General features: G+C 71.4%; 18 protein-coding genes. 7 read left to right on the top strand and 11 right to left on the bottom strand.

Features of this window, described 5'->3' with window-relative positions; all coding sequences use genetic code 11:
- Positions 1–41 precede the first annotated feature (41 nt).
- From AB0J57_RS29745 to AB0J57_RS29730, 4 genes are all read right to left on the bottom strand, one after another.
- A complete protein-coding gene (locus AB0J57_RS29745) occupies positions 42–1,874 on the bottom strand; it encodes a glycoside hydrolase family 3 N-terminal domain-containing protein (protein WP_366131433.1) in 1,833 nt (610 codons plus the stop codon).
- A gap of 124 nt (positions 1,875–1,998) precedes the next feature.
- Positions 1,999–2,586 carry a hypothetical protein gene (locus AB0J57_RS29740; RefSeq protein ID WP_366131432.1) on the bottom strand — a complete coding sequence of 196 codons (588 nt, stop codon included), beginning with the start codon at positions 2,584–2,586 and terminating at the stop codon, positions 1,999–2,001.
- A 169-nt stretch (positions 2,587–2,755) separates the two neighbouring features.
- Positions 2,756–3,532 (bottom strand): sugar phosphate isomerase/epimerase family protein, encoded by a 777-nt coding sequence (locus AB0J57_RS29735; RefSeq protein ID WP_366131431.1) that lies wholly within the window; start codon positions 3,530–3,532, stop codon positions 2,756–2,758.
- A gap of 118 nt (positions 3,533–3,650) precedes the next feature.
- On the bottom strand, positions 3,651–4,715 hold the full coding sequence (locus tag AB0J57_RS29730; RefSeq protein ID WP_366131430.1) for a LacI family DNA-binding transcriptional regulator: 1,065 nt from the start codon (positions 4,713–4,715) through the stop codon (positions 3,651–3,653).
- 173 nt (positions 4,716–4,888) lie between these two features.
- Between AB0J57_RS29730 and AB0J57_RS29725 the strand changes: the two genes are divergently transcribed.
- From AB0J57_RS29725 to AB0J57_RS29715, 3 genes are read left to right on the top strand one after another with little or no spacing between them, the layout of a single operon-like run.
- A complete protein-coding gene (locus AB0J57_RS29725) occupies positions 4,889–6,040 on the top strand; it encodes a Gfo/Idh/MocA family oxidoreductase (RefSeq protein ID WP_366131429.1) in 1,152 nt (383 codons plus the stop codon).
- Positions 6,037–7,176, top strand: coding sequence for a dihydrodipicolinate synthase family protein (locus tag AB0J57_RS29720; RefSeq protein WP_366131428.1), 1,140 nt, complete (start codon positions 6,037–6,039; stop codon positions 7,174–7,176). Before AB0J57_RS29725 ends, AB0J57_RS29720 begins: the two co-directional genes overlap by 4 nt.
- A 26-nt stretch (positions 7,177–7,202) precedes the next feature.
- The gene (locus AB0J57_RS29715; RefSeq protein WP_366131472.1) at positions 7,203–7,982 is read left to right on the top strand and encodes a sugar phosphate isomerase/epimerase family protein; all 780 of its coding nucleotides are present in this window, start codon (positions 7,203–7,205) and stop codon (positions 7,980–7,982) included.
- Between the two features lie 198 nt (positions 7,983–8,180).
- Here AB0J57_RS29715 and AB0J57_RS29710 read toward each other — a convergent pair whose 3' ends face one another.
- Positions 8,181–9,629: a hypothetical protein gene (locus tag AB0J57_RS29710; RefSeq protein WP_366131427.1), complete on the bottom strand. Its 1,449-nt coding sequence runs from the start codon at positions 9,627–9,629 to the stop codon at positions 8,181–8,183.
- Between the two features lie 205 nt (positions 9,630–9,834).
- Here AB0J57_RS29710 and AB0J57_RS29705 point away from each other — a divergent pair, with 205 nt between their 5' ends.
- On the top strand, positions 9,835–12,066 hold the full coding sequence (locus AB0J57_RS29705; RefSeq protein ID WP_366131426.1) for an ATP-dependent RecD-like DNA helicase: 2,232 nt from the start codon (positions 9,835–9,837) through the stop codon (positions 12,064–12,066).
- Positions 12,067–12,243: 177 nt separating this feature from the next.
- Positions 12,244–13,533, top strand: a complete 1,290-nt coding sequence (locus AB0J57_RS29700) for a citrate synthase (protein WP_366131425.1) — start codon at positions 12,244–12,246, stop codon at positions 13,531–13,533.
- A gap of 510 nt (positions 13,534–14,043) precedes the next feature.
- Here AB0J57_RS29700 and AB0J57_RS29695 read toward each other — a convergent pair.
- A complete protein-coding gene (locus AB0J57_RS29695; RefSeq protein ID WP_366131424.1) occupies positions 14,044–14,355 on the bottom strand; it encodes a heavy-metal-associated domain-containing protein in 312 nt (103 codons plus the stop codon).
- Positions 14,356–14,450: 95 nt separating this feature from the next.
- Positions 14,451–15,089: a TetR/AcrR family transcriptional regulator gene (locus tag AB0J57_RS29690; RefSeq protein ID WP_366131422.1), complete on the bottom strand. Its 639-nt coding sequence runs from the start codon at positions 15,087–15,089 to the stop codon at positions 14,451–14,453.
- Positions 15,090–15,255: 166 nt separating this feature from the next.
- On the opposite strand from AB0J57_RS29690, the gene AB0J57_RS29685 reads away from it, so the two are divergent.
- Positions 15,256–17,484 (top strand): MMPL family transporter, encoded by a 2,229-nt coding sequence (locus AB0J57_RS29685; RefSeq protein ID WP_366131421.1) that lies wholly within the window; start codon positions 15,256–15,258, stop codon positions 17,482–17,484.
- Here the strand turns inward: AB0J57_RS29685 and AB0J57_RS29680 are convergent.
- The 3 genes from AB0J57_RS29680 to AB0J57_RS29670 all read right to left on the bottom strand — a co-directional run bounded on the left by AB0J57_RS29680 (position 17,474) and on the right by AB0J57_RS29670 (position 19,088).
- Positions 17,474–18,067 (bottom strand): GNAT family protein, encoded by a 594-nt coding sequence (locus AB0J57_RS29680; RefSeq protein WP_366131420.1) that lies wholly within the window; start codon positions 18,065–18,067, stop codon positions 17,474–17,476. The genes AB0J57_RS29685 and AB0J57_RS29680 overlap by 11 nt on opposite strands.
- A gap of 103 nt (positions 18,068–18,170) precedes the next feature.
- Positions 18,171–18,368 carry a MerR family transcriptional regulator gene (locus tag AB0J57_RS29675; protein WP_366131419.1) on the bottom strand — a complete coding sequence of 66 codons (198 nt, stop codon included), beginning with the start codon at positions 18,366–18,368 and terminating at the stop codon, positions 18,171–18,173.
- 216 nt (positions 18,369–18,584) lie between these two features.
- Positions 18,585–19,088 carry a DinB family protein gene (locus tag AB0J57_RS29670; RefSeq protein WP_366131418.1) on the bottom strand — a complete coding sequence of 168 codons (504 nt, stop codon included), beginning with the start codon at positions 19,086–19,088 and terminating at the stop codon, positions 18,585–18,587.
- Between the two features lie 172 nt (positions 19,089–19,260).
- On the opposite strand from AB0J57_RS29670, the gene AB0J57_RS29665 reads away from it, so the two are divergent.
- Positions 19,261–21,072 (top strand): serine/threonine-protein kinase, encoded by a 1,812-nt coding sequence (locus AB0J57_RS29665; protein ID WP_366131417.1) that lies wholly within the window; start codon positions 19,261–19,263, stop codon positions 21,070–21,072.
- A 28-nt stretch (positions 21,073–21,100) separates the two neighbouring features.
- Here the strand turns inward: AB0J57_RS29665 and AB0J57_RS29660 are convergent, their stop codons facing one another.
- Positions 21,101–22,015, bottom strand: a complete 915-nt coding sequence (locus AB0J57_RS29660; RefSeq protein WP_366131416.1) for a sugar phosphate isomerase/epimerase — start codon at positions 22,013–22,015, stop codon at positions 21,101–21,103.
- Positions 22,016–22,081: the final 66 nt, after the last annotated feature.

Here is a 22,081-nt window from a genome sequence, read left to right as displayed (position 1 = left end):
CCACACGCCAGATGCGCCGGGGGTATTGCGCTATTTGTACGTCAGGATTTGTACGTCAGGCCGTAGCCCATCGGATACAGCACCTGGGCCGGATCGTCCGCGCGCTGTACGGGCACGGGCAGCCGGCCCTCCGGCCGCGCCCGCCCCGCGATGACCCGTGCGGCGGCGCGCAGTTCGACGTCGGTCCAGGAGTAGGTGGCGAGCGTGGCGCGCTGGCCGCTGAGGCGTGCGATGTCGTAGGGGTTGCGGATGGCGACCGTGACGACCGGGACGCCGGTGGCCGCGAGCCGGGACACCAGGGTGCGCTGGCTGCTGGTGGCCGAGACGTTGTACGTCCCGACGACCACGGCGTCCTTGCCGGCCGCCGCCGCGACCGCCTCGTCGATCTTCGCGGTGGTCGGGGCGGTACCGGTCGGCAGCACCCGGGTGGTGAAGCCGAGTTCGGTGAGGGCGGCGGCCAGGGTGGCGGTCGGCGGGCCGGTCGTCCCGGACGGGGAGGCCACGTCGGCGCCCACGACGAGGAGGTTCGGCCGGTCGGTGGGGCTGAGCGGGAGCAGTCCGCCGTCGTTGAGCAGCAGGGTGGTGGTCCGCTCGGCGATCCGGTCGGCGGTGGTGAGGTGCGGTTGGGTGCCGACGGTGCGGTCCACGGAGTCGTGGGTGACGTACGGCTCGTGGAACAGGCCCAGCTTGGCCTTCAGGCGGAGGATGCGGAGAATCGATTCCTCGATGCGGGCCTCGCTGATCTCGCCGCTCTGCACGGCCTTGAGGACGGCGTTCCAGGCGACGGACAGCTTGGGCGGGTTGAGCAGTTGGTCGCAGCCGGCCTTGAGGGCGAGGACGGGGACGCGGTCGTCGCCGTACTTGGTGCGTACGCCTTCCATGCCGAGCGAGTCGGTCACGACGACGCCGTCGTACCCGAGTTGCTCGCGGAGGATGCCGGTGAGGATGGGGCGGGAGAGGGTGGCGGGGTCCTCGGCCGGGTCGAGGGCGGGGACGACGATGTGCGCCGTCATGATCGAGTCGATCCCGGCGGCGATGGCGGACCGGAACGGCGGCGCGTCGAGCGTGTTCCACTGCTCGCGGGTGTGGGTGATGGTCGGCAGGCCGTAGTGGCTGTCGACGGACGTGTCGCCGTGCCCGGGGAAGTGCTTGGACGTGGCGGCGATGCCCGCCCGCTGGTAGCCGCTGACCTGGGCGGCGACCATAGCGGCGACGGCCCGCGGGTCGGCGCCGAAGGAGCGTACGCCGATGACGGGGTTGGCCGGGTTGACGTTGACGTCGGCCACGGGCGCGTAGTTCTGGCGGATGCCCATCGCGGCCAGCTCGGCGCCGGCCACGCGGGCGGCACGGCGGGCGTCGGAGCGCGAGCCGCCCGCGCCGAGCGCCATGGCGCCGGGCATCAGGGTGGCGGGTTCCCCTATCCGGGCGACGATGCCGTGCTCCTGGTCGGTGGAGATGAGGACCGGCACGGGGACCGGCCGGCCGAGCGCGGCGCGCTGGATGCCGTTGGACAGGTCGGCGATCTGGTGCGGGTCGCGGGTGTTGTGGGCCCAGGAGAAGTAGATGATGCCGCCGACGTGGTACGTGGCGATCAGCTCGGCGGCGGTGCGGACGCCGATCTCCTTGAGGTTGGCGTCGATGTCGGCCTGGTCGGGGGCGGTGGCGGAGTGCCCGTAGACCCGCATGACGAAGAGCTGGCCGACCTTCTCTTCCAGGCTCATACGGGAGATGAGCCGCTTGAGGCGGCGGTCCTCGCCGGTCGCCGCCCCGGCGGGGGCGGTCGCTCCGCCGACGGCCGCGGCCGCGGCGGTGGCGGCGGTGACGGTGAGGAGGGTGCGTCTGGAGGGGGTGGTGGGTGTGGCTCGGTGGTGCATGGTGCTCCTTCCGGCCATCCGGATGAAGGAAACTTCCAAGGAGTCACGGATAGCCGGAAAGTAACTGCCAGGTCAAGGACCTGAGCATCCGGCGCCGGGAAAGGCGTGGGGCGGTCCCGGTGCGCTACAGGGCGTCGGCCCACGGCCCCGGCACCGTCGTCACCGGGTCGCCGCCGCCCGTCCGCGCCTCTTCCAGGAGAGCGCGGGCCTTCGCCTCGGCCTGGTCGTACCGCTCGGGGTAGGCCGACCGCTGCACGCTCTGCGCGACCTGGCCGGCCGTCCACTCGGGATGGGCGCGGTCGGCTTCGACGGCCCGGGTGAAGAACGCGTTGGACGCGTACGTGACGTCCATGCACTGTTCGCGCGTGCCCCAGCCCTGACTCGGGCGCTGCTGGAAGACGCCGACCGAGTCGAGGTGCCCGCAGGGGAGGTTGTTCATGTGCGACTCGACCCACCCGGCCTCGAAGCCGGCGAGCATGACCTTGTCGTTGACGCCCAACTGGCCGCCGACCCGGTAGACGGTCCTGATGACCTCCGGGTCGTGGCCGGGCGGTACCGGACAGTCCGCCGTGTTCCCCAGCTCCGTGGCCGGGATGTGGTCCCCGACAGGGGGAGGTTCGCGCGTCAGCGCCCCGGCGAGCGCCGCCGGCCCGCCCAGTGTCCACGCGGCGGCGGTCAGACCGCCGGCTTGCACGAAACGGCGTCTGGACACCATAGGACTCCCTCTCGCGCACGGCCGCAGGGCTCCCCGGCCGGTTCCCGGGGACGCCACGACAGGTTCACACCCGGATCCCGATCCCCGTGCCAGGGTGACGACGTGTCGTGCGGAGCCCGCCCGAAAAGCACACGGACGCGGGAGGGGCCGACGCGGGTGGCAGTGCCTAGGCGATCGCGGCCAGGTGCTCCCGGCCCGCCGTGAGCAGCGGCGGCAGGTCGGCCGCCTGCGGATACCACCGCTTCTCGTACTCCCAGCAGGCCCAGCCCTCGCCGCCCACCAGCGCCAGGCACTCGGCGAGCGGCAGCACCCCGGCGCCGAGGGACAGCGGCGTGGGGTCCTCCGCCGAGGCGATGTCCTTGACCTGGACGTAGCCCAGGTACGGCGCCAGCACCGCGTGCGTGGCCGCCGGGGCCTCGCCCGCCGACCAGGGGTGCATCACGTCCCACAGGGCGCCCACGTGCTTGTGGCCGACCGCCCCCACGATCCTGGCCACGTCCGCACCGGTGCGGTGCGAGTCGTGGGTCTCCACCAGGACCCGCACGCCCAGGTCCGCGGCGACCTCCGCCGCCGCGCCCAGCCGCCGGGCCGCCGTCGCGTCCGCCTGTGCCGGGTCCTGGTCGCCGCCGCCAGGGAACACCCGGACGTACGACGCGCCCAGGTCGGCCGCGAGGTACAGGAGCCGGTGCAGCTCCTCGTACACGGGCTCGTCGTCCCCGGCCTCCGCCACGCGCGCGTACCCCGCCACCGTCAGGATCTCGACGCCCTCCCGCGCGAACTCCTCGGCCACGGCCCGCCGTTCGTGCGCCACGAGCCCCGGGTGCACCGGCTCCTCGGGGTGGGCGCGCAGCTCCACGCCCTGGTAGCCGCTGTCCACGGCGAGGCGGACGACATCGGGGACCGGCATCCCGGGGACACCGAGGGTGGAGAAGGCGTACTTCACGGTCGGGAGCTCCTTCGTGCGGCGCGGGTCCGGTCTCACTCCCGTGGAACGTACCCGCAAGGCGCCCGGACATGGCGGATCACGAGTGCCGGGGCGGCCCCGTCCTGGCCGGTCCAGGTCACCGACCGCGCGGCCGCCCCGTCGACGCCCGGACCATCAGCTCCCCGGCGATCGTCGCGATGCCGCCCGGCGGCGGTGCTTCCGTGCCCGTCGCCAGCCGCCCGGCACGCGCGCCCGCCTCGTGCAGCGGCAGCCGTACGGTGGTGAGGGCGGGCACCGCGTCCACCGAGAACGGCAGGTCGTCGAAGCCCGCCACGGAGACGTCGTCCGGGATGCGCAGCCCCTGGTCGCGCAGTGCGGCGCAGGCGCCCAGCGCGACCGTGTCGTTGGCGGCGACGACCGCCGTCAGGTCCGGGTCACGGCGCAGCAGCTCCAGCGTCGCGTCGTAGCCGGAGCGCCGGTCGTAGGGCCCGTGCACGGTGAGCCGGTCCAGGCCACCGGCGAGCCCGGCCGCCTCCATCGCCGCGCGGTGGCCCTCCAGGCGGTGGCGGGTGGTGGTGCGCTCGGCCGGCCCGGCGACGTACCCGATGCGCCGGTGGCCCAGCGTCAGCAGATGCTCCGTCAGCTTCCGGCCGCCGCCCCGGTTGTTGAACGTCAGCGCGGCCGCGATCGCGTCGCCCGCCGCCGGCACCGGCGGCCGCCCGCACAGCACCACCCGGGTCCCGGCGTCCGCGAGCTTGGCCAGCTTGGCGGCCATGGCCGCGATGTGGCCCGGGTCCTCCACCGCGCCGCCGGTCAGGACGACGGCGGCCGCGCGCTGGCGCTGGAGCAGGGTCAGGTAGGTCAGCTCGCGCTCGGGGGACCCGCCGGTGTTGCAGACGACGGCGAGCTTCTCGCCGCCCGCCCGGCCCGATCCGCCCTCGCCGATCGCGGTCTGCGCGGCGCCCGCCATGATCCCGAAGAACGGGTCGGCGATGTCGTTGACGAGGATGCCGACCAGATCGGAGGTGGCGGCGGCGAGCGCGCTGGCGGGGCCGTTGAGGACGTAGTCCAGCTCGTCGACCGCGCGCAGGACCCGCTCCCGGGTGGAGGCCGCGACCGGGTAGTTGCCGTTGAGGACGCGGGAGACAGTGGCCGGGGACACCCGGGCGCGCGCCGCCACATCGGCCAGGGTGACTGTCATCGCTTTCCTCCGAGGAGAGTCGGACCGGGCCCTTGTACGGGCCGCTGTCGGCAGGCTAGCGTCATCCCCGATAGAAAGCGCTTGCTACGACGTTGTCCGGGCAAGACTCCCGTAAGCGACAGGCGACCGGGCCGACAACAGGCGACGGGGCCGACCACACATGGAGGACCTTCGTGACACGCAGAACCGTGCGGATCGCCATGAACGGCGTCACGGGGCGGATGGGCTACCGGCAGCACCTGGTGCGCTCCATCCTCGCGATCCGCGACCAGGGCGGCCTCGACCTCGGCGACGGGCAGGTCCTGTGGCCCGAGCCGGTGCTCGTCGGCCGCCGCGAACACGCCCTGCGCGCACTCGCCGACCGCCACGGACTGACGGAATGGTCCACCGACCTCGACGCGGTCCTCGCCGACGGGTCCATCGACGTCTACTTCGACGCCCAGGTCACCTCCGCCCGCGTCGACGCCCTCGGCAAGGCCATCGCGGCCGGCAAGCACGTCTACACCGAGAAGCCGACCGCCACCGATACCGCCGGCGCCCTGGAGCTCGCCCGCATGGCCCAGGCCGCCGGCATCAAGCACGGCGTCGTCCAGGACAAGATCTTCCTGCCGGGTCTGCTCAAGCTGAAGCGCCTCATCGACGGCGGCTTCTTCGGCGAGATCCTCTCCGTACGAGGAGAGTTCGGCTACTGGGTATTCGAGGGCGACTGGCAGCAGGCCCAGCGCCCCTCCTGGAACTACCGCGCCGAGGACGGCGGCGGCATCGTCGTCGACATGTTCCCGCACTGGGAGTACGTACTCCACGAGCTGTTCGGCCGCGTGACCAGCGTCAACGCCCACGTCACCACCCACATCCCGCAGCGCTGGGACGAGCACGGCAAGCCGTACGCCGCCACCGCCGACGACGCCGCGTACGGCATCTTCGAACTGTCCGGCGGCGCCGTCGCGCAGATCAACTCCTCCTGGGCGGTACGCGTCCACCGCGACGAACTCGTCGAGTTCCAGGTCGACGGCACCCACGGCTCGGCCGTCGCCGGACTGCGCGACTGCCGCGTCCAGCACCGCTCGGCCACGCCCAAGCCGGTGTGGAACCCGGACATCCCCGCCACCGAGGCCTTCCGCGACCAGTGGCAGGAGGTGCCGGACAACACCGAGTTCGACAACGGCTTCAAGGCCCAGTGGGAGCTGTTCCTGCGCCACGTCGCCCTCGACGAGCCGTACCACTGGGACCTCCTGGCGGGCGCGCGCGGCGTGCAGCTCGCCGAGCTGGGCCTGAAGTCCTCGGCCGAGGGCCGCCGTTACGACGTACCGGAGCTGTCGCTGTGACGATCCGGCTCCCGCACGGCACCTACGAACCGCGTACCGAACCGGCCTCCTTTCCGCCCGGGGGACCTTTGACATCCCGTACGGTCTTCTCCGCCGCCCACGTCGTGGCCGACCCGTACGCGGACGTCTCGCCCGACTCCCCGGCGGCCGTCGACTGGGACGCCACGCTCGCCTTCCGCCGCCACCTGTGGGCGCACGGGCTCGGAGTGGCCGAGGCCATGGACACCGCCCAGCGCGGCATGGGCCTGGACTGGGCCGGGGCGGCCGAGCTGATCCGCCGCTCGGGCGCCGAGGCGAGGGCGGCCGACGGCCGGATCGCGGCGGGCGCCGGCACCGACCAGCTCACCGGCCCGGCGGACCTGGCCGCCGTGCGGGCCGCGTACGAGGAGCAGTTGGCGGTGGTGGAGGAGAGCGGCGCCCAGCCCATCCTCATGGCCTCCCGGGCGCTCGCGGCGGCCGCGACGAGCCCCGACGACTACCTCACCGTGTACGCCCACCTCCTGCGCCAGTCCGCCGAACCCGTGATCCTCCACTGGCTGGGCCCGATGTTCGACCCCGCCCTGGAGGGCTACTGGGGCTCGGCCGACCTGGACGCCGCGACCGACACCTTCCTGAAGGTCATCGCCGAGCACCCCGACAAGGTCGACGGCGTCAAGGTGTCCCTCCTGGACGCGCGGCGCGAGGTGGACCTGCGCCGCCGCCTCCCCGGCGGGGTGCGCTGCTACACCGGCGACGACTTCCACTACCCCGAGCTGATCGCGGGTGACGAACACGGCTTCAGCCACGCCCTGCTGGGCGTCTTCGACCCGCTCGGCCCCCTGGCGGCCGAGGCGGTCCGCCGCCTCGACACCGGCGACAAGGCGGGCTTCCGCGCCGTTCTCGACCCGACCGTTCCCCTCTCCCGCCACCTCTTCCAGGCACCGACCCGCTTCTACAAGACGGGCGTGGTGTTCCTGGCCTGGCTGGCCGGCCACCAGGACCACTTCGCCATGGTCGGCGGCCTCCAGTCGGCACGCTCGCTCCCGCACCTGGCGCGGGCGTACGAACTGGCCGACGGACTGGGCCTGTTCCCGGACCCGGCGCTGGCGGAGTCCCGTATGAAGTCCCTGCTCACGGTGTACGGAGTCGGCGAGTGAGTCTCACCAGGTTCAGCATCAACCAGATGACGGTCAGGCAACTGCCGCTGCCCGAGCTGACCGGGGCCTGTGCGCGCCTGGGCATCCCGGGCATCGGCCTGTGGCGCGAGCCGGTCGCCGAGTACGGCCTGGAGGCCACCGCCAAACTCGTGCGCGACGCCGGGCTGACCGTCACCACCCTGTGCCGGGGCGGCTTCTTCACCACCGCCGCCGACCTCGACGACAACCGCGCGGCCGTCGACGAGGCGGCGGCCCTCGGCACCGACACCCTGGTCCTCGTCTCCGGCGGCCTCCCGCCCGGGGAGAAGGACCTGTCGGCCGCGCGCTCCGTCATCGCCGCCGCGCTCGCCCAACTGGCCCCGTACGCCGCCGAGCGGGGAATCCGGCTCGCGATCGAGCCCTTGCACCCCATGTACGCGGCCGACCGCTGCGCGGTGTCCACCCTCGACCAGGCCCTCGCCCTGGCCGAGCCGTTCCCGTCCTCCCAGGTGGGCGTCGTCGTGGACACGTACCACATCTGGTGGGACGACCGGGCCCCGGCGGCCGTCGCACGGGCCGGCGCGCAAGGCCGCATCCACTCCTTCCAGCTCGCCGACTGGACCACCCCCTTGCCGGCCGGTGTCCTCACCGGACGCGGCCAGATCGGAGACGGCACCATCGACCTGCGCGCGTGGCGCGAACTGGTCGACGCGGCCGGCTACACCGGCCCCATCGAGGTGGAGCTGTTCAACGACGGCCTGTGGGCCCGGGACGGGATCGAGGTGCTGGAGGAGACGGCGCGGCGGTACGTGCGGTACGTGCTCTGACATCGCGGCCGCCGCCCGTACAACCTTCGTGGTGCGGCACGTGTCGTATCTGTCATCAGGGCAGCCGGGGGGAATCCGGGGGGATTCAGAGGAGGCCCTGATGGGGGGAGCGCGCGGGGCCCGGTCCTTGGACGTCTTCGGACGTCTTCGGACCGGGCCCTGGCCGCCGGCCGGCCTGCCGGTGGAGGGCCGGGCGCTCTACTGCGCGTAGAGGAAACGCTGCCCGTCATCCATCGTGCTCCGTACGGTGGCGGTGCCGGTCAGGCCGTCGCCGGTGAGCGTGAGCCGGTTGCCCTTGAGTGAGACGTTCTCGTCCTCGGGGTCGAGGGGGACGGCGAAGTAGGCGGTGTTGTCGTCCTGGATCAGCTCGCCGGTGGTGACCTGGTCGAGGGTGATGGTGCCGGAGGCGAGCCGGAAGGTGACCCGGGCTGCGGGGACGATGGTGATCGGCAGCTCTTCGGTGGTGTAGAAGCCCTTGCCGCCGAGGCTGCCGGAGACCCGGTCGGCGGGAAGCATCAGGACCGTTTTCCGCTTGTCCTGGACCCCCTTGACGAACGGCTCGATCTCACCCGCGAGTTCCTCGTTCGTCTTCGCCACACTGTTCCGGATGCCACGGACCACGTCGTCCGGCGCGGTCTGCCGCGCTGCCGGCCTGACGTTCTTGAGGAGCAGCGAGAGCGGGGTGACCGGCTCGGTGGTGAGGGTCTTCTTCACGTCCAGGCCCAGCTCGTCGGCGTTCAGCAGCGCGGCGGTGCCGATCGCGTACGGTTCGAGCCCCTTGGCGGCGACCTTCATCGGCTTGAGGGTGCGGACGAGGTACGCCCGCACCTGGCTCTCGCTGTCGGGGTCGTCGGAGCGGGCCATCGCGACGGCGACCCTCTCGACGTACTTGGCGGTTCCCTCCAGCAGGTCCGTCGAGGCCCACTGTTCGGCCTCGTCCGGGTACTGCTCGGTCCACGCCCTGTGCCAGTACGCAGCCGCGGCGAGCTGCTCGGTGCGCCTGCCGGGGTCCTCGTAGGCGGTGAGCAGACTGTTGTAGATCATGGCGCGGTGGATGCGCGGCTCGGCCTTGAGCGGATAGAGCTCGTCGCGGGCGCCCCCGCCCCGCTTCTCCGCCTCCTCGAGGGACTTCCACGGCGCCTTCTTGTCGTGCTGGACGTAGGGGTGGAACTGCTCGTGCGTGGCCAGTTCGAAGGTGTACGACGCGACGTCCGGGCTGCCCAGCCCGGTGGGGTCCTGCTTCAGGCTCTCCGCGGCCCGGCCCTCGGGCGGTCTGACGATCACCGAGTCCTTGCCCTGCCAGGAGACCACGTCGAATCCGCCCTGCTGCGGTACGTCGACCTTGTTCCGCTTCAGCTCCTCCGGCGAGACCGCGCGGCGCCCGTCCTTGTCGACGGCGTAGGTCTTCCTGCCGTCGGTGATCAGCACGTTGTGGTCGGTGAAGTCCATACCGGGCCAGATGCGCCCGGTCCGGGGCCACACCTTGGCGATGTCCTTCCGTACCGACTCCGCCAGCGTCTCCAGGCCGGGGGAAGTGGGTGCGACAGGCGGGCCGACAGCCGGCTGCGCGACACCGCCGGAACAGGCGGCGCCGGCCACGGCGCACACCACGGCCAGGGCCGCACTCGGCCGCAGACGCCGGTCCACACGAACCAACTCCTTGAGCCGGGGGCGAAGCAGGGGCGTACGCCCACCATCGTGCGCCGCGTCGTCCGGCCCCGCGCAGCCTGCACCGCTGACCGGGTGATCGCGGCCGGGGACCGGCACCGCCGCTCCGGCCGGGCTCGTCAGGGGACGCGGGAGTTGTCCACAGGCCGGCCGTGCTGTCCGAGGTGCCGGGTAGCGTCGTGGCATGTCCAATCTGGCAGTGGTCGAAGGGGTCCTGGAGCGGATCACGTACGCCAATGAGGAGAACGGCTACACGGTGGCCCGGGTCGACACCGGGCGCGGGGGCGGGGATCTCCTCACGGTGGTCGGCTCGCTCCTCGGCGCGCAGCCGGGCGAGTCGCTGCGCATGGAGGGCCGCTGGGGCTCACATCCCCAGTACGGCAGGCAGTTCACGGTGGAGAACTACACCACGGTCCTGCCGGCCACCGTCCAGGGCATCCGCCGCTATCTGGGCTCCGGCCTGATCAAGGGCATCGGGCCGCGGATCGCCGACCGGATCGTGGAGCACTTCGGCATCGAGACCCTCGACGTCATCGAGCGGGAGCCGAAGCGGCTCATCGAGGTGCCGGGGCTCGGGCCGAAGCGGACGAAGATGATCGGTGCCGCGTGGGAGGAGCAGAAGGCGATCAAGGAGGTGATGGTCTTCCTCCAGGGCGTCGGCGTCTCCACCTCCATCGCGGTGCGCATCTACAAGAAGTACGGGGACGCCTCGATCTCCGTGGTGAGGAACCAGCCCTACCGGCTGGCCGCCGACGTGTGGGGCATCGGGTTCCTCACCGCCGACAGGATCGCGCAGGCGGTGGGCATCCCGCACGACAGCCCGGAGCGGGTGAAGGCCGGACTGCGGTACGCGCTGTCGCAGTCGACCGACCAGGGGCACTGCTTCCTGCCGGAGGAGCAGTTGATCGGCGACGCCGTGAAGCTCCTCCAGGTCGACACGGGCCTGGTCATCGACTGCCTCGCCGAGCTGGTGGCGGACGAGGAGGAGGGCGGCGTCGTACGGGAGCGGGTGCCGGGCCCCGAGGGGCAGCCGATGACGGCCGTGTACCTGGTGCCGTTCCACCGCGCCGAGGTCTCCCTGGCCGCCCAGCTCCAGCGGCTGCTGCGCACCGAGGAGGACCGGATGCCGGCCTTCCGGGACGTGGCCTGGGACAAGGCGCTGGCGTGGCTCGCGGACCGTACGGGGGCGGAGCTGGCGCCCGAGCAGGAGGAGGCCGTGCGGCTCGCCCTCACCAGGAAGGTCGCCGTGCTGACGGGCGGCCCCGGGTGCGGCAAGTCGTTCACGGTCCGGTCGATCGTGGAGCTGGCCCGCGCCAAGAAGGCCAAGGTGATCCTCGCGGCGCCCACCGGCCGCGCGGCCAAGCGGCTGGCGGAGCTGACCGGCGCGGAGGCGTCGACCGTGCACCGGCTGCTGGAGCTGAAGCCGGGCGGGGACGCGGCGTACGACCGGGACCGGCCGCTCGACGCCGACCTGGTCGTCGTCGACGAGGCGTCCATGCTGGACCTGCTCCTGGCCAACAAGCTCGTCAAGGCGGTGGCACCGGGTGCGCACCTGCTGCTGGTGGGGGACGTCGACCAACTGCCGAGCGTGGGGGCGGGGGAGGTGCTGAGCGACCTGCTGGCGGAGGACGGCCCCGTCCCGTCGGTGCGGCTCACCCGGATCTTCCGGCAGGCCCAGCAGTCCGGTGTCGTCACCAACGCACACCGGATCAACTCCGGTCAGCACCCGATCACTTCGGGGCTGCCGGACTTCTTCCTGTTCGTCACCGAGGACACCGAGGAGGCCGGCCGGCTCACCGTGGACGTCGCCGCCCGCCGGGTTCCGGCGAAGTTCGGCCTCGACCCGCGCCGGGACGTGCAGGTCCTGGCGCCGATGCACCGGGGCCCGGCCGGGGCCGGCACGCTCAACGGCCTGCTCCAGCAGGCGGTCACCCCCGCCCGGCCGGACCTTCCGGAGAAGAGATTCGGCGGCAGGGTCTTCCGCGTCGGCGACAAGGTCACTCAAATTCGCAACAATTACGAGAAGGGGACGAACGGAGTCTTCAACGGCACGGTCGGCGTGGTCACCTCACTCAACGTGGACGAGCAGCGGCTGACGGTGCTGACGGACGAGGACGAGGAGGTGCCGTACGACTTCGACGAGCTGGACGAGCTGGCACACGCGTACGCCGTCACGATCCACCGCTCCCAGGGCAGCGAGTATCCGGCCGTGGTGATCCCGGTCACCACCGGGGCGTGGATGATGCTCCAGCGCAACCTCCTCTACACGGCCGTCACGCGCGCGAAGAAGCTCGTCGTGCTCGTCGGCTCCCGCAAAGCGATCGGGCAGGCGGTCCGTACGGTCTCCGCCGGCCGGCGCTTCACCTCACTGCGACACCGGCTGAAAGGTGAGGTACGGGTGGGAAACATCACCTAAGGATCATCCGGACTTTCGCAACCGGGGCGAAGGGGGCAGGATGAGCAGGTTGACGGCACTGAGTGCCGCCAATTGGCCGAATGGTCGACCCCGAGTGCACTCTGCTGGGCCAAGTGGGGGATGGTAGAGACAGTCAGGGCACCTCGAAGAAGAGGCACTACGTCGGTGAGGGATGACGTGAGCGACAACTCTGTAGTACTGCGGTACGCGGACGGTGAATACACCTACCCGGTGGTCGAGAGCACCGTCGGTGACAAGGGCTTCGACATCGGGAAGCTCCGAGCCCAGACCGGTCTGGTGACCCTGGACAGTGGATACGGCAACACCGCCGCCTACAAATCCGCGATCACCTACCTGGACGGCGAGCAGGGCATCCTGCGGTACCGCGGCTACCCCATCGAGCAGCTCGCCGAGCGCTCCACCTTCCTCGAGGTGGCATACCTGCTGATCAACGGTGAGCTTCCCAAGGTCGACGAGCTGGCGGCCTTCCGGAACGAGATCACGCAGCACACCCTGCTGCACGAGGACGTCAAGCGGTTCTTCGACGGGTTCCCGCGCGACGCCCACCCGATGGCGATGCTCTCCTCGGTCGTCAGCGCGCTGTCGACGTTCTACCAGGACAGCCACAACCCGTTCGACGAGAAGCAGCGCCACCTGTCCACGATCCGGCTGCTGGCCAAGCTGCCGACGATCGCGGCGTACGCGTACAAGAAGTCGATCGGCCACCCGTTCGTCTACCCGCGCAACGACCTGTCCTACGTCGAGAACTTCCTGCGCATGACCTTCTCGGTCCCGGCGCAGGAGTACGAGCTGGACCCGGTCGTGGTCTCCGCGCTCGACAAGCTGCTGATCCTGCACGCCGACCACGAGCAGAACTGCTCGACCTCGACCGTGCGTCTGGTGGGCTCGTCGCAGGCGAACATGTTCGCCTCCATCTCCGCCGGCATCTCGGCCCTGTGGGGCCCGCTGCACGGTGGCGCCAACCAGTCGGTGCTGGAGATGCTCCAGGGCATCCAGGCCACCGGCGGCGACGTCGACTCCTTCATCCGCAAGGTGAAGAACAAGGAGGACGGCGTCCGGCTGATGGGCTTCGGCCACCGGGTCTACAAGAACTTCGACCCCCGGGCGAAGATCATCAAGGCGGCGGCGCACGACGTCCTCTCGGCGCTCGGCAAGTCCGACGAGCTGCTGGACATCGCGCTGAAGCTGGAGGAGCACGCGCTCGCCGACGAGTACTTCGTCTCGCGCAACCTCTACCCGAACGTCGACTTCTACACGGGTCTGATCTACCGGGCGATGGGCTTCCCGACCGAGATGTTCACGGTGCTCTTCGCGCTGGGCCGGCTGCCGGGCTGGATCGCCCAGTGGCACGAGATGATCAAGGAGCCGGGTTCCCGTATCGGCCGCCCGCGCCAGATCTACACGGGCGAGGTCCTGCGCGACTTCGTCCCGGTCGAGAGCCGCTGACGCAGCGCCCCGACTCAAGCGAGAAGCGCCCCGCCGCCGATCCCCCCACGGGTCGGCGAGCGGGGCGCTTCCCATTTCCCCGGAACGGATTCCCCCCACGGGATCCGGGTCCGGGCGTCTGCCGGTTACAGCAGAAGCTCGCGTGCGATCTGCCGGGGTACGTACGTACGGGAGGGCCGCTCAAAGCTCCCCGGTGCACGTGCCCCGGCCAACGCTTGCCTGGGACGTCCCCCAAGACATCCCATGAACGTCCCCCAAGACGTTCGTGGCATCGCCCATTTAGACTCGCGAGCCGTCCAAATGGTTACCCCCAAATATCTGTGATCTAGGTCTCTTTGTGAAGGTCCTGTGAGTCACGTGAAGGTGAAATCACGTGCAGCTACGGGACCGGGGACGGACAGTCACCGCCAAAGGGGGAGGAAAGGCAACGGCCGGTCCGGGCCGCCCGTCGTCACGGTGCGGCCCGGACCGGCCGGGCGCCTGTGGGCTCCGATGGCGGCGCGTGGGCGCTCAGGCGGGGCCGATGAGCTCGTAGCCCGCCTCGTCGACCGCCGCGCGGACCTCGGCCTCGTCCAGGGCGGCCTCGGAGACGACGGTGACCAGCCCGGTCGCGGCGACCGCCTGGACGGAGGTGACGCCGGCGATCGCGGAGATCTCCTCCGCCACGGCACCCTCGCAGTGACCGCAGGTCATGCCCTTGACCTCGTAGACCGTGGTGATGCCGCCGGTCCGGACGTCGCCCGCGCTGTCGTGGCAGGAGCCGGTGGGTGAGCAGCAGGATCCGGTGGCCTGGGGCAGCTCGGTCCTCGTCTCGGCGGTCATGGTGTTCTCCCCTTCGGTCGGAGTCGTGGTGCGGCAGGGGTACGCGGGACCCGGAAGGTATGCCGTGACGCCCTGACGCGCCCAACTGTATACCCCTAGGGGGTATGAATTCCAATGACCGGGTCGAGATACCGGAACATCACCCGTTTCAGCTCCGTGATGTACGCGTCCCGCTCGGCTCCCTCGTGGGCGAGGACCAGGACCAGCCCCGCCTTGAACACGGCGAGCGCCATGGAGGCCATGCGGCCGCGCTCGTCGGCGGGCATGTCCGGAACGTAGTGGCCGAACAGCTCCTCGATGCGCGTCAGGAGGGAGGCGTGCAGCGCGTCGTGCTCCTCGGTGATCCGGCCGGGCACGTCGGAGCCGTGCATCAGGGCGAGGAAGGCGGGGTTCGCGCAGTTGAACTCGATCATCGGGTCGAGGATCGCGTCCAGCATCTCGGGCAGCGGCAGGTCGAAGTTGGCCGGTGTGAACGCCTGGCCGTGCGCCTCGCGCATCCGGTGCAGCAGGCGCTCGCCGAGCTCGACGGCGATGGCCTCCTTGTTGGGGAAGTACTGGTAGAGCGTGCCGGGGGAGACGCTCGCCTCGCGGGCGATGGCGTTGGTGCTGGCGGTGGCGTAGCCGGTGGTCGCGAACACCTGGGCGGCGGCCTCCAGCAACTGCGCGATGCGCCGCTCCCCCCGCGCCTGCCGGCGGCGCGGCTTGGCCTCGGTCGGAACTGTGGCGTCCGGCATGTCAATCCCCAGCTTTCTCGGAGTGGTTGACAAACACGAGAGGTCGCTCGCATTCTTGGAAAACGCGAGCGATCACTCGTGTTTGCCAGTCTATGGCAACGGGACGGTCCGCGACGCGTGCCACGGGGGCACGGGTCCCGGATCACGGTGAAGGGGACACCGCGTCATGTCCGAAGTCAACAGCCCGCCCGCCCGTGGCGGCGCGCCACGCTTCATCACCGCGCGGCCGCGCCTGGCACTGCTGCTCGGGCTGGTGATCACGGCGCTGGCGGTGTTCGCCGGCAGCGGGGTGGCCGACCGCATGGGGAGCGGCGGCTGGGAGGACCCGGACTCCACGTCGGCGTACGCGACGAAAGCCCTGGAGCGGGAGTTCCCCGCCTCGCAGCCCAACCTCCTGCTCCTCGTCGACAGCGGGCGCGCGGGGGTGGACGATCCCGCGGTCGCCGCCGAGGCGCGGCGCCTCGCCGAGCGGCTCGCCGCCGAGCCGGGGGTCGTCGGCGTCGGCTCGTACTGGCAGACGGGCTCGCCCGCGCTCAGGGCCGAGGACGGGCGCGAGGCGCTCATCGCGGCGCGGATCGAGGGCGACGAGAAGAGCCGGGGCGAGACCCTGGAGCGGATGGGGCCCGCGTTCCGGGGCACGCACGGGCCGGTGGAGGTCACGATCGGCGGGCCCGTCGCCGTACAGCACGAGATGCAGACCATCATCCAGGAGGACCTGCTGCGGGCCGAGCTGATCGCCCTTCCGGTGACGCTCGTGCTCCTCGTGATGGTCTTCGGCAGCGCCGTCGCCGCCCTGCTGCCGCTGGGCATCGGCATCGTCGCCATCCTGGGCACCAACGCCGTGCTGCGCGGGCTCACCGAGTTCACCGACGTATCGGTCTTCGCGATGAACCTGACCACCGCGCTCGGCCTCGGACTGGCCATCGACTACGCCCTGTTCGTGGTGCGGCGGTTCCGAGAGGAGCTGGCCGGCGGCGCCGGCACCGGTGCGGCGGTGGCGACGACGCTGCGGACGGCCGGGCGCACGGTGCTCTTCTCGGCGCTGACGGTGGCCGTGTCCCTCGCCGCCATGCTGGTCTTCCCGCAGTACTTCCTGCGCTCCTTCGCGTACGCCGGCATCGCCGTGGTGCTGCTGGCGGCCGCCGCCGCGCTGATCCTGCTGCCGGCCGCCCTGCTGCTGCTCGGCCACCGGGTCAACGCACTCGACCTGCGGCCCCTGTTCGCCCGGCGGAAGGGGAAGGCCGGCGGCACGGGGGAGGACCCCGGTGCGGGGTGGGCGCGGACGGCGACGCTGGTGATGCGCCGGGCGCCCCTCTTCGCGGTCGGTACGGCCGCCGGGCTGGTGCTGCTCGGGCTGCCCTTCATGGGCGTGAAGTTCGGTACGGCCGACGACCGGCAGTTGCCGTCGAGCGCCGAGTCCCGCATCGTCCAGGAGCACATACGGGACGGCTTCCCGGGCAGCCCGGGCGGCGGGCTGGAGGTCCTCGCCGAGGGGCGGGCCACCGCCGCCCAGTACGCCGAGTACCGCGACCGGATCGCGGGCCTGCCGGGTGTGCTGCGGGTGGACGGGCCGGTGACCTCGGGGACGTACGCGTACTTCTCGGTGCAGCCCGAGGGGGAGGCGGTCGCCCAGGACACCCAGCGTCTCGTCGGGGAGCTGCGCGGCCAGAAGGCACCGTTCACCACCTCGGTGACCGGGTCGGCGGCCGTGCTGGTCGACTCCAAGGACGCCATAGCCGACCGGCTGCCGTGGGCGGCGGGCACCATCGTGGTGGCCACCCTGCTGCTGGTCTTCCTGCTCACCGGAAGTGTGCTGATACCGGTCCAGGCGGTCGTGCTGAACGCGCTGAGCCTCACGGCGATGTTCGGGGCGATGGTGTGGGTCTTCCAGGACGGCCACCTGTCCGGGCTCCTGGGCTTCACTCCCACGGGGGACATCGAGACGACGCTGCCGGTGCTGATGTTCTGTGTCGCCTTCGGTCTCTCCATGGACTACGGCGTGTTCCTGCTCTCCCGGATCAAGGAGGAGTACGACACCACCGGCGACCACGAGCAAGCCGTCCGGTTCGGGCTCCGGCGCACCGGCGGGCTGATCACCGCGGCGGCCGTGATCCTGGCGGTGGTGATGGTGGCGATCGGCACGTCCCGGGTGACGAACACCAAGATGCTCGGGCTCGGCGTCGCCCTGGCCGTGGTGATGGACGCGATGGTGGTGCGCAGCCTGCTCGTCCCCGCCGTGATGCGGCTGACCGGGCGGGCCACCTGGTGGGCCCCGGCCCCGCTGCGCGCCCTGCACGCCAGGTTCGGGCTCAGCGAGGGCGACGGCGAGGGCACACCGGGGCCCGCACCGGCAGCGACGCCGGTGCGCGAGCCCGAGCCGGCCATCAGGAGGTGACGGACGGGGCGGACCCGGGGTGACCGCGGTGGACGGCCCACTCGCGGGCCAGAACGGACATGTAGAGGGAGTCGACCCACTCGCCCTGGTGCAGCAGCGCCTCCCGCTCCACACCCTCCCGCACGAAGCCGACCTTCTCGTAGGCCCGTATCGCACGCGGGTTGAAGGCGAAGACGCCGAGCGAGATCCGGTTCAGGCCGAGCTGCTCGAAGCCGTACGCGAGGAACAGCCGGATCGCCTCGGTCCCCAGGCCCCGGTCGCGGCCCCGGGGCCCGATCAGGGTGCGGAAGTTGCAACTGCGGTTGGGCTCGTCCCATTCGTTGAAGACCAGCTCGCCCACCACATCCCCGGAGCCCCGGTCGACCAGCGCGAGATCGAGCCGGTCCGGCTGCTCGCCCCGGGAGCCGTACCAGGAACGGAGGTAGTCGAGGGAGAGGGGCGGCTCGCCGGCAGGGATGCCGGTGAACGTCAGCACGTCAGGGTCGTGGAGGATCTCCTCGAACACGGCGGCATCCTCCTCGGTGACCGGACGCAGCACGACGTTGTCGCCGGTGAGGGTGGGCTTGACGGAGAAGTCGCTCATCCGGCGATCCTCCGTGCCCGTCCCCTTTGCGGGCAACGCGTTTACGCGGCCGGCCCCGTACCTGACGGTGTACGGGGCCGGATGCCGGGCCACAGCGCGAACCTCAGTCCGCCCGGCCCCGGTTGCCGGGACGGTTGGCCACCCAGACGCGGATGGTGTCCGGGCACCAGTAGGGCTTCCCGCCCTCGACGTGGTCGGGCTGCGGGAGCAGGCCGTGCTTGCGGTACGACCGGACCGTGTCCGGCTGCACCCGGATGTGCGCGGCAATCTCCTTGTAGGACCAGAGCCTTCTGTCCGTCATCTTTGGCACCTCCCTGCGCGCGCCACGGCGGCGGCCCTGGAGGACCGTCGGGGGAGCCGCGGCGTGGACGCTGGCGATCACTGAGCCTGTGCCCGTTGAACGACAGGGAGTGAGGGCGGAAAGGGGCTGTTGATCGGCTGTGACGGAAGGTCCGCGTAATGGAGATATGCGTGACACGGCAGGGATCACTGTGACAAAGGAGGCCCGCGCGAAGAGCTACACGCCCTTCCGCCCGTCGGCCATCTCGCGCAGGAGGTCGAGGTGGCCGTTGTGGCGCGCCGTCTCCTCGATGAGGTGCAGCAGGATCCAGCGAAGGTTCACCGCGCTGCCGTCGCTCCGCTCGCGCCGGGCCGTGGTGTCCAGATCGTGTTCGGCAACCAGGCGGTCGTAACGCGCGGACTGCTCGGCGTACTCGTCGAGCATCCGGGACAGCGGGAGGTCGACGGCGATGCGCATCTCGCGGTCGGGGTCCTCCTCGGTCCACGGGCCCTCGTCCTCCTCGCCGAGGAAGACGACCTGGAACCAGTAGTACTCGACCCAGCGCAGATGGTTGATGAGGCCGCTCAGGGTCATCAACGGTGAGCCGGGGAGCGGCGCCTTGCGGGCCGCCTCGTCGGACAAGTCCTCGCACTTCGCGCGCGCGGTGGCGCGAACGTAGCCGAGAAAAGTGGTCAGTTGAGTGCGCTCATCCCAGGCGGGCGGCGTATCGGTGCGTGTCATCGGCAGGAGCATCCCCCGCGGCGCACCGGCATGTCGAGGGGTTTCCGTCACGCCGGGCCCGGGCCGGCGCCGGGGCCGGGGGCGCGGCACCCTTCGTCACGCCCGGCCGCCCGGTGCGGCCGCCCAACTCCCGCCGTATGCCTGCCCCTACGCTTGGGGCACCGGTTGACGGATGGCGAACAGCGATGGAACGGAGCGTGCGGTGACGACGGGGGAAGCGAATGGCGGAGAGCTGATAGGAAAGGTTCTCGGCGGCCGTTACCGGGTGACTTCCGTGATCGGGCGCGGTGGCATGGGCGTGGTCGCCCGGGCGGTGGACGAACTGCTGAACCGGGAGGTCGCCGTCAAGGTCCTGCGGGCCTTCACCGACGCCTCCACGGCCGAACTGGCCGATCTGCGGACCCGGATGCAGCGGGAGGCGCAGGCCGCCGCCCGCATACGGCACAGCGGTGTGGTCACCGTGCACGACGTGACCGAGGAGCGGGGCCTGCCGGTCATCGTCATGGAGCTCGTCGAAGGGTGCTCGCTCGACGACCTGCTGACGGAGCGCGGCACTCTGGAGCCGCACGAAGCCGCGGCGATCGGCGCCAAGCTGATGGACGCGCTCGACGCCGCGCACCGGGTCGGCGTACTGCACCGGGACGTCAAACCCGCGAACGTGCTGCTGGAGCACGGCGGGAGGGTCGTCCTCACCGATTTCGGCATCGCCACCATGGAAGCGTCCGGTGACGATGCCATGGCCAAGCTGACCCGCAGCGGTGACATCGTCGGCTCTCTCGACTACCTGCCGCCGGAGCGCGCCCAGGGCCGGGAGCCCGGTCCCGCGTCGGACATCTGGTCGCTCGGCATGACGCTGTACGCGGCCGTGGAGGGCACTTCGCCGTTCCGCCTCACGTCCGCCTGGTCCACCCTGTCGGCGATCGTCACCGAACCGCTGCCGGAGCCCCGACTGGCGGGACCGCTCACGCCGGTGCTCCGGGCGCTGATGGCGAAGGAACCGGAGGACCGGCCCACCGCGGACCAGGCGCGCGGCATGCTGGAGCACGTCGCCTCGGGCGGGACGGTGCCCCTCGCGTCCACCGAGCCGGCTTCCGCTCCCGCTCCCGCTCCCACGCCGGACCCGGGGGCCGCGGCCGCCGCCGCACCGGCCCCCGGGTTCGGCCCCCCGCTGTTCCCCCAGCCCGCCCCGCAGCCCCAGCCGCCGCATGCGGGCTACCCGCAGCCCCACCTGCCGTCGACGCTTCCGCAGGCCGGCGCGCCGGTGGCGGGCCCGGCCGGAGTCCCCGCCCCCGAGACGAGCCGCTCCGTCGCCCGTCGCGCACGGAAGCGCAGCCGGACCACCCTCACCGCGTCGGCGGCGGCCGTTCTGCTCCTCGCCGTGGGCGGTGGCATCACCTACGCCCTGACAGCCCCACAGGGCGGCAAGACCCTGGACGTCACGCAGCCGGCCCCGCCCGGCGTCAGCTCCCCGACGGGCAGCCACCAGCCGCCCGGGAGCAGCACCCCGACGTCCGCCGGTTCTCCCAGCGCGCCCTCGCAGTCGGCGTCCCCCTCGGAGGAGGCGGACGGTCCCAAGGACGAGGACGAAGGCGAGGACCAGGACAAGGAGACGGGCCCCACGACGGCGCCCGGCGACGGAGGCGGCAAGCCGGCCGAGAGCCCGTCGGCCCCTCCGGAGACCAAGCCCAGTCCGACGGTGAAGGAGCCCACCCCGGTGTCGACGGCGTGCACCGGCTGGGCCCACGAGAACCGCAGCGACGGCTACGGCTACCTGGCGGAGAACTCCCACCTCTACACTGGGCCGTACGCGGAATGCCAGTACGTGACCGTGGTCAAGACCGGCGTAAAGCTCTATTACCACTGCTACGTCACCAACGCCTACGGCAATAAGTGGATCTACGCCCGTATCGAGGGGACGAACACCGAAGGGTGGGCCCACAGTCCCAAACTCACCAGGGAGAGCGGCACACTGGCCCGCTGCTAGTGCCGGCAGCCACAACTGAGCGCCGCCCTCACGCCCCGCAAGAACGCAGGAAGCGGCGGGTGCGTTCGGCGATGGGGAGGGGTTTGTCCGGGGGGCAGGGGTACATGTCCTGTTCGACGATGGCGAAGAGGTCGACGTCCAGGGCCTGGGCGGCGGCGAGGACGGGTTCGAGGGCGGGGATGCCGGTGGGGGGTTCGCACATGACGCCGCGGGCGACGGCCGGGCCGAACGGGATGCCGTCCGCGACGACTTGGGCGAGGATCTCGGGGTCGACCTGCTTGAGGTGCAGGTAGCCGATGCGTTCGCCGTAGGTCTCGATGAGTTTGACGCTGTCGCCGCCGCAGTAGGCGTAGTGGCCGGTGTCCAGACAGAGGGCGACGAGGTCGGGGTCGGTGGCGTCGAGGAAGCGGGCGACGTTGTCCTCGCTGTCGATGTGGGTGTCGGCGTGCGGGTGGACGACGATGCGGAGGCCGAAGCGGTCCTGGACCTCCAGGCCGAGGCGCTCGGTCAGGCGGGTCAGGTCGCGCCATTGAGCGGCCGTCAGGTCGCGGTCCTCCAGTACTTCGCCGGTCTTGTCGTCGCGCCAGAAGGACGGGATGACGACGAGGTGGTCGGCGCCCATTGCGCGGGCGAGCGTGGCGTTGTCCGCGACGTGTGCCCAGGTCTTCTCCCAGACGGCCTCGCCGTGGTGGAGGCCGGTGAAGACCGTGCCCGCCGAGACCTTCAGCCCGCGGCGGGCGGTCTCCTCGGTGAGCCGGGCGGGGTCGGTGGGGAGGTAGCCGTACGGCCCGAGTTCGATCCACTCGTACCCGGCCTGGGCGACCTCGTCGAGGAAGCGCTGCCAGGGGACTTGCTGCGGATCGTCGGGGAACCACACACCCCATGAGTCGGGGGCGGAACCGATCCGGATACGGGACAGCGGCGTTGGTGACAGCGGCGTCATGAGGGCCAGCTTGGTCGGGGCCGGAGCGGGGCGTCAAGAGTTGGTCCGAATGTAAGGACAAAATGT

Source organism: Streptomyces sp. NPDC049837, assembly GCF_040674455.1.
In the GTDB taxonomy this organism is placed as follows: Bacteria; Actinomycetota; Actinomycetes; order Streptomycetales; family Streptomycetaceae; genus Streptomyces.
Note: the sequence above shows the minus strand (reverse complement) of the source record. Positions and strands in the feature narration are given on the sequence as shown.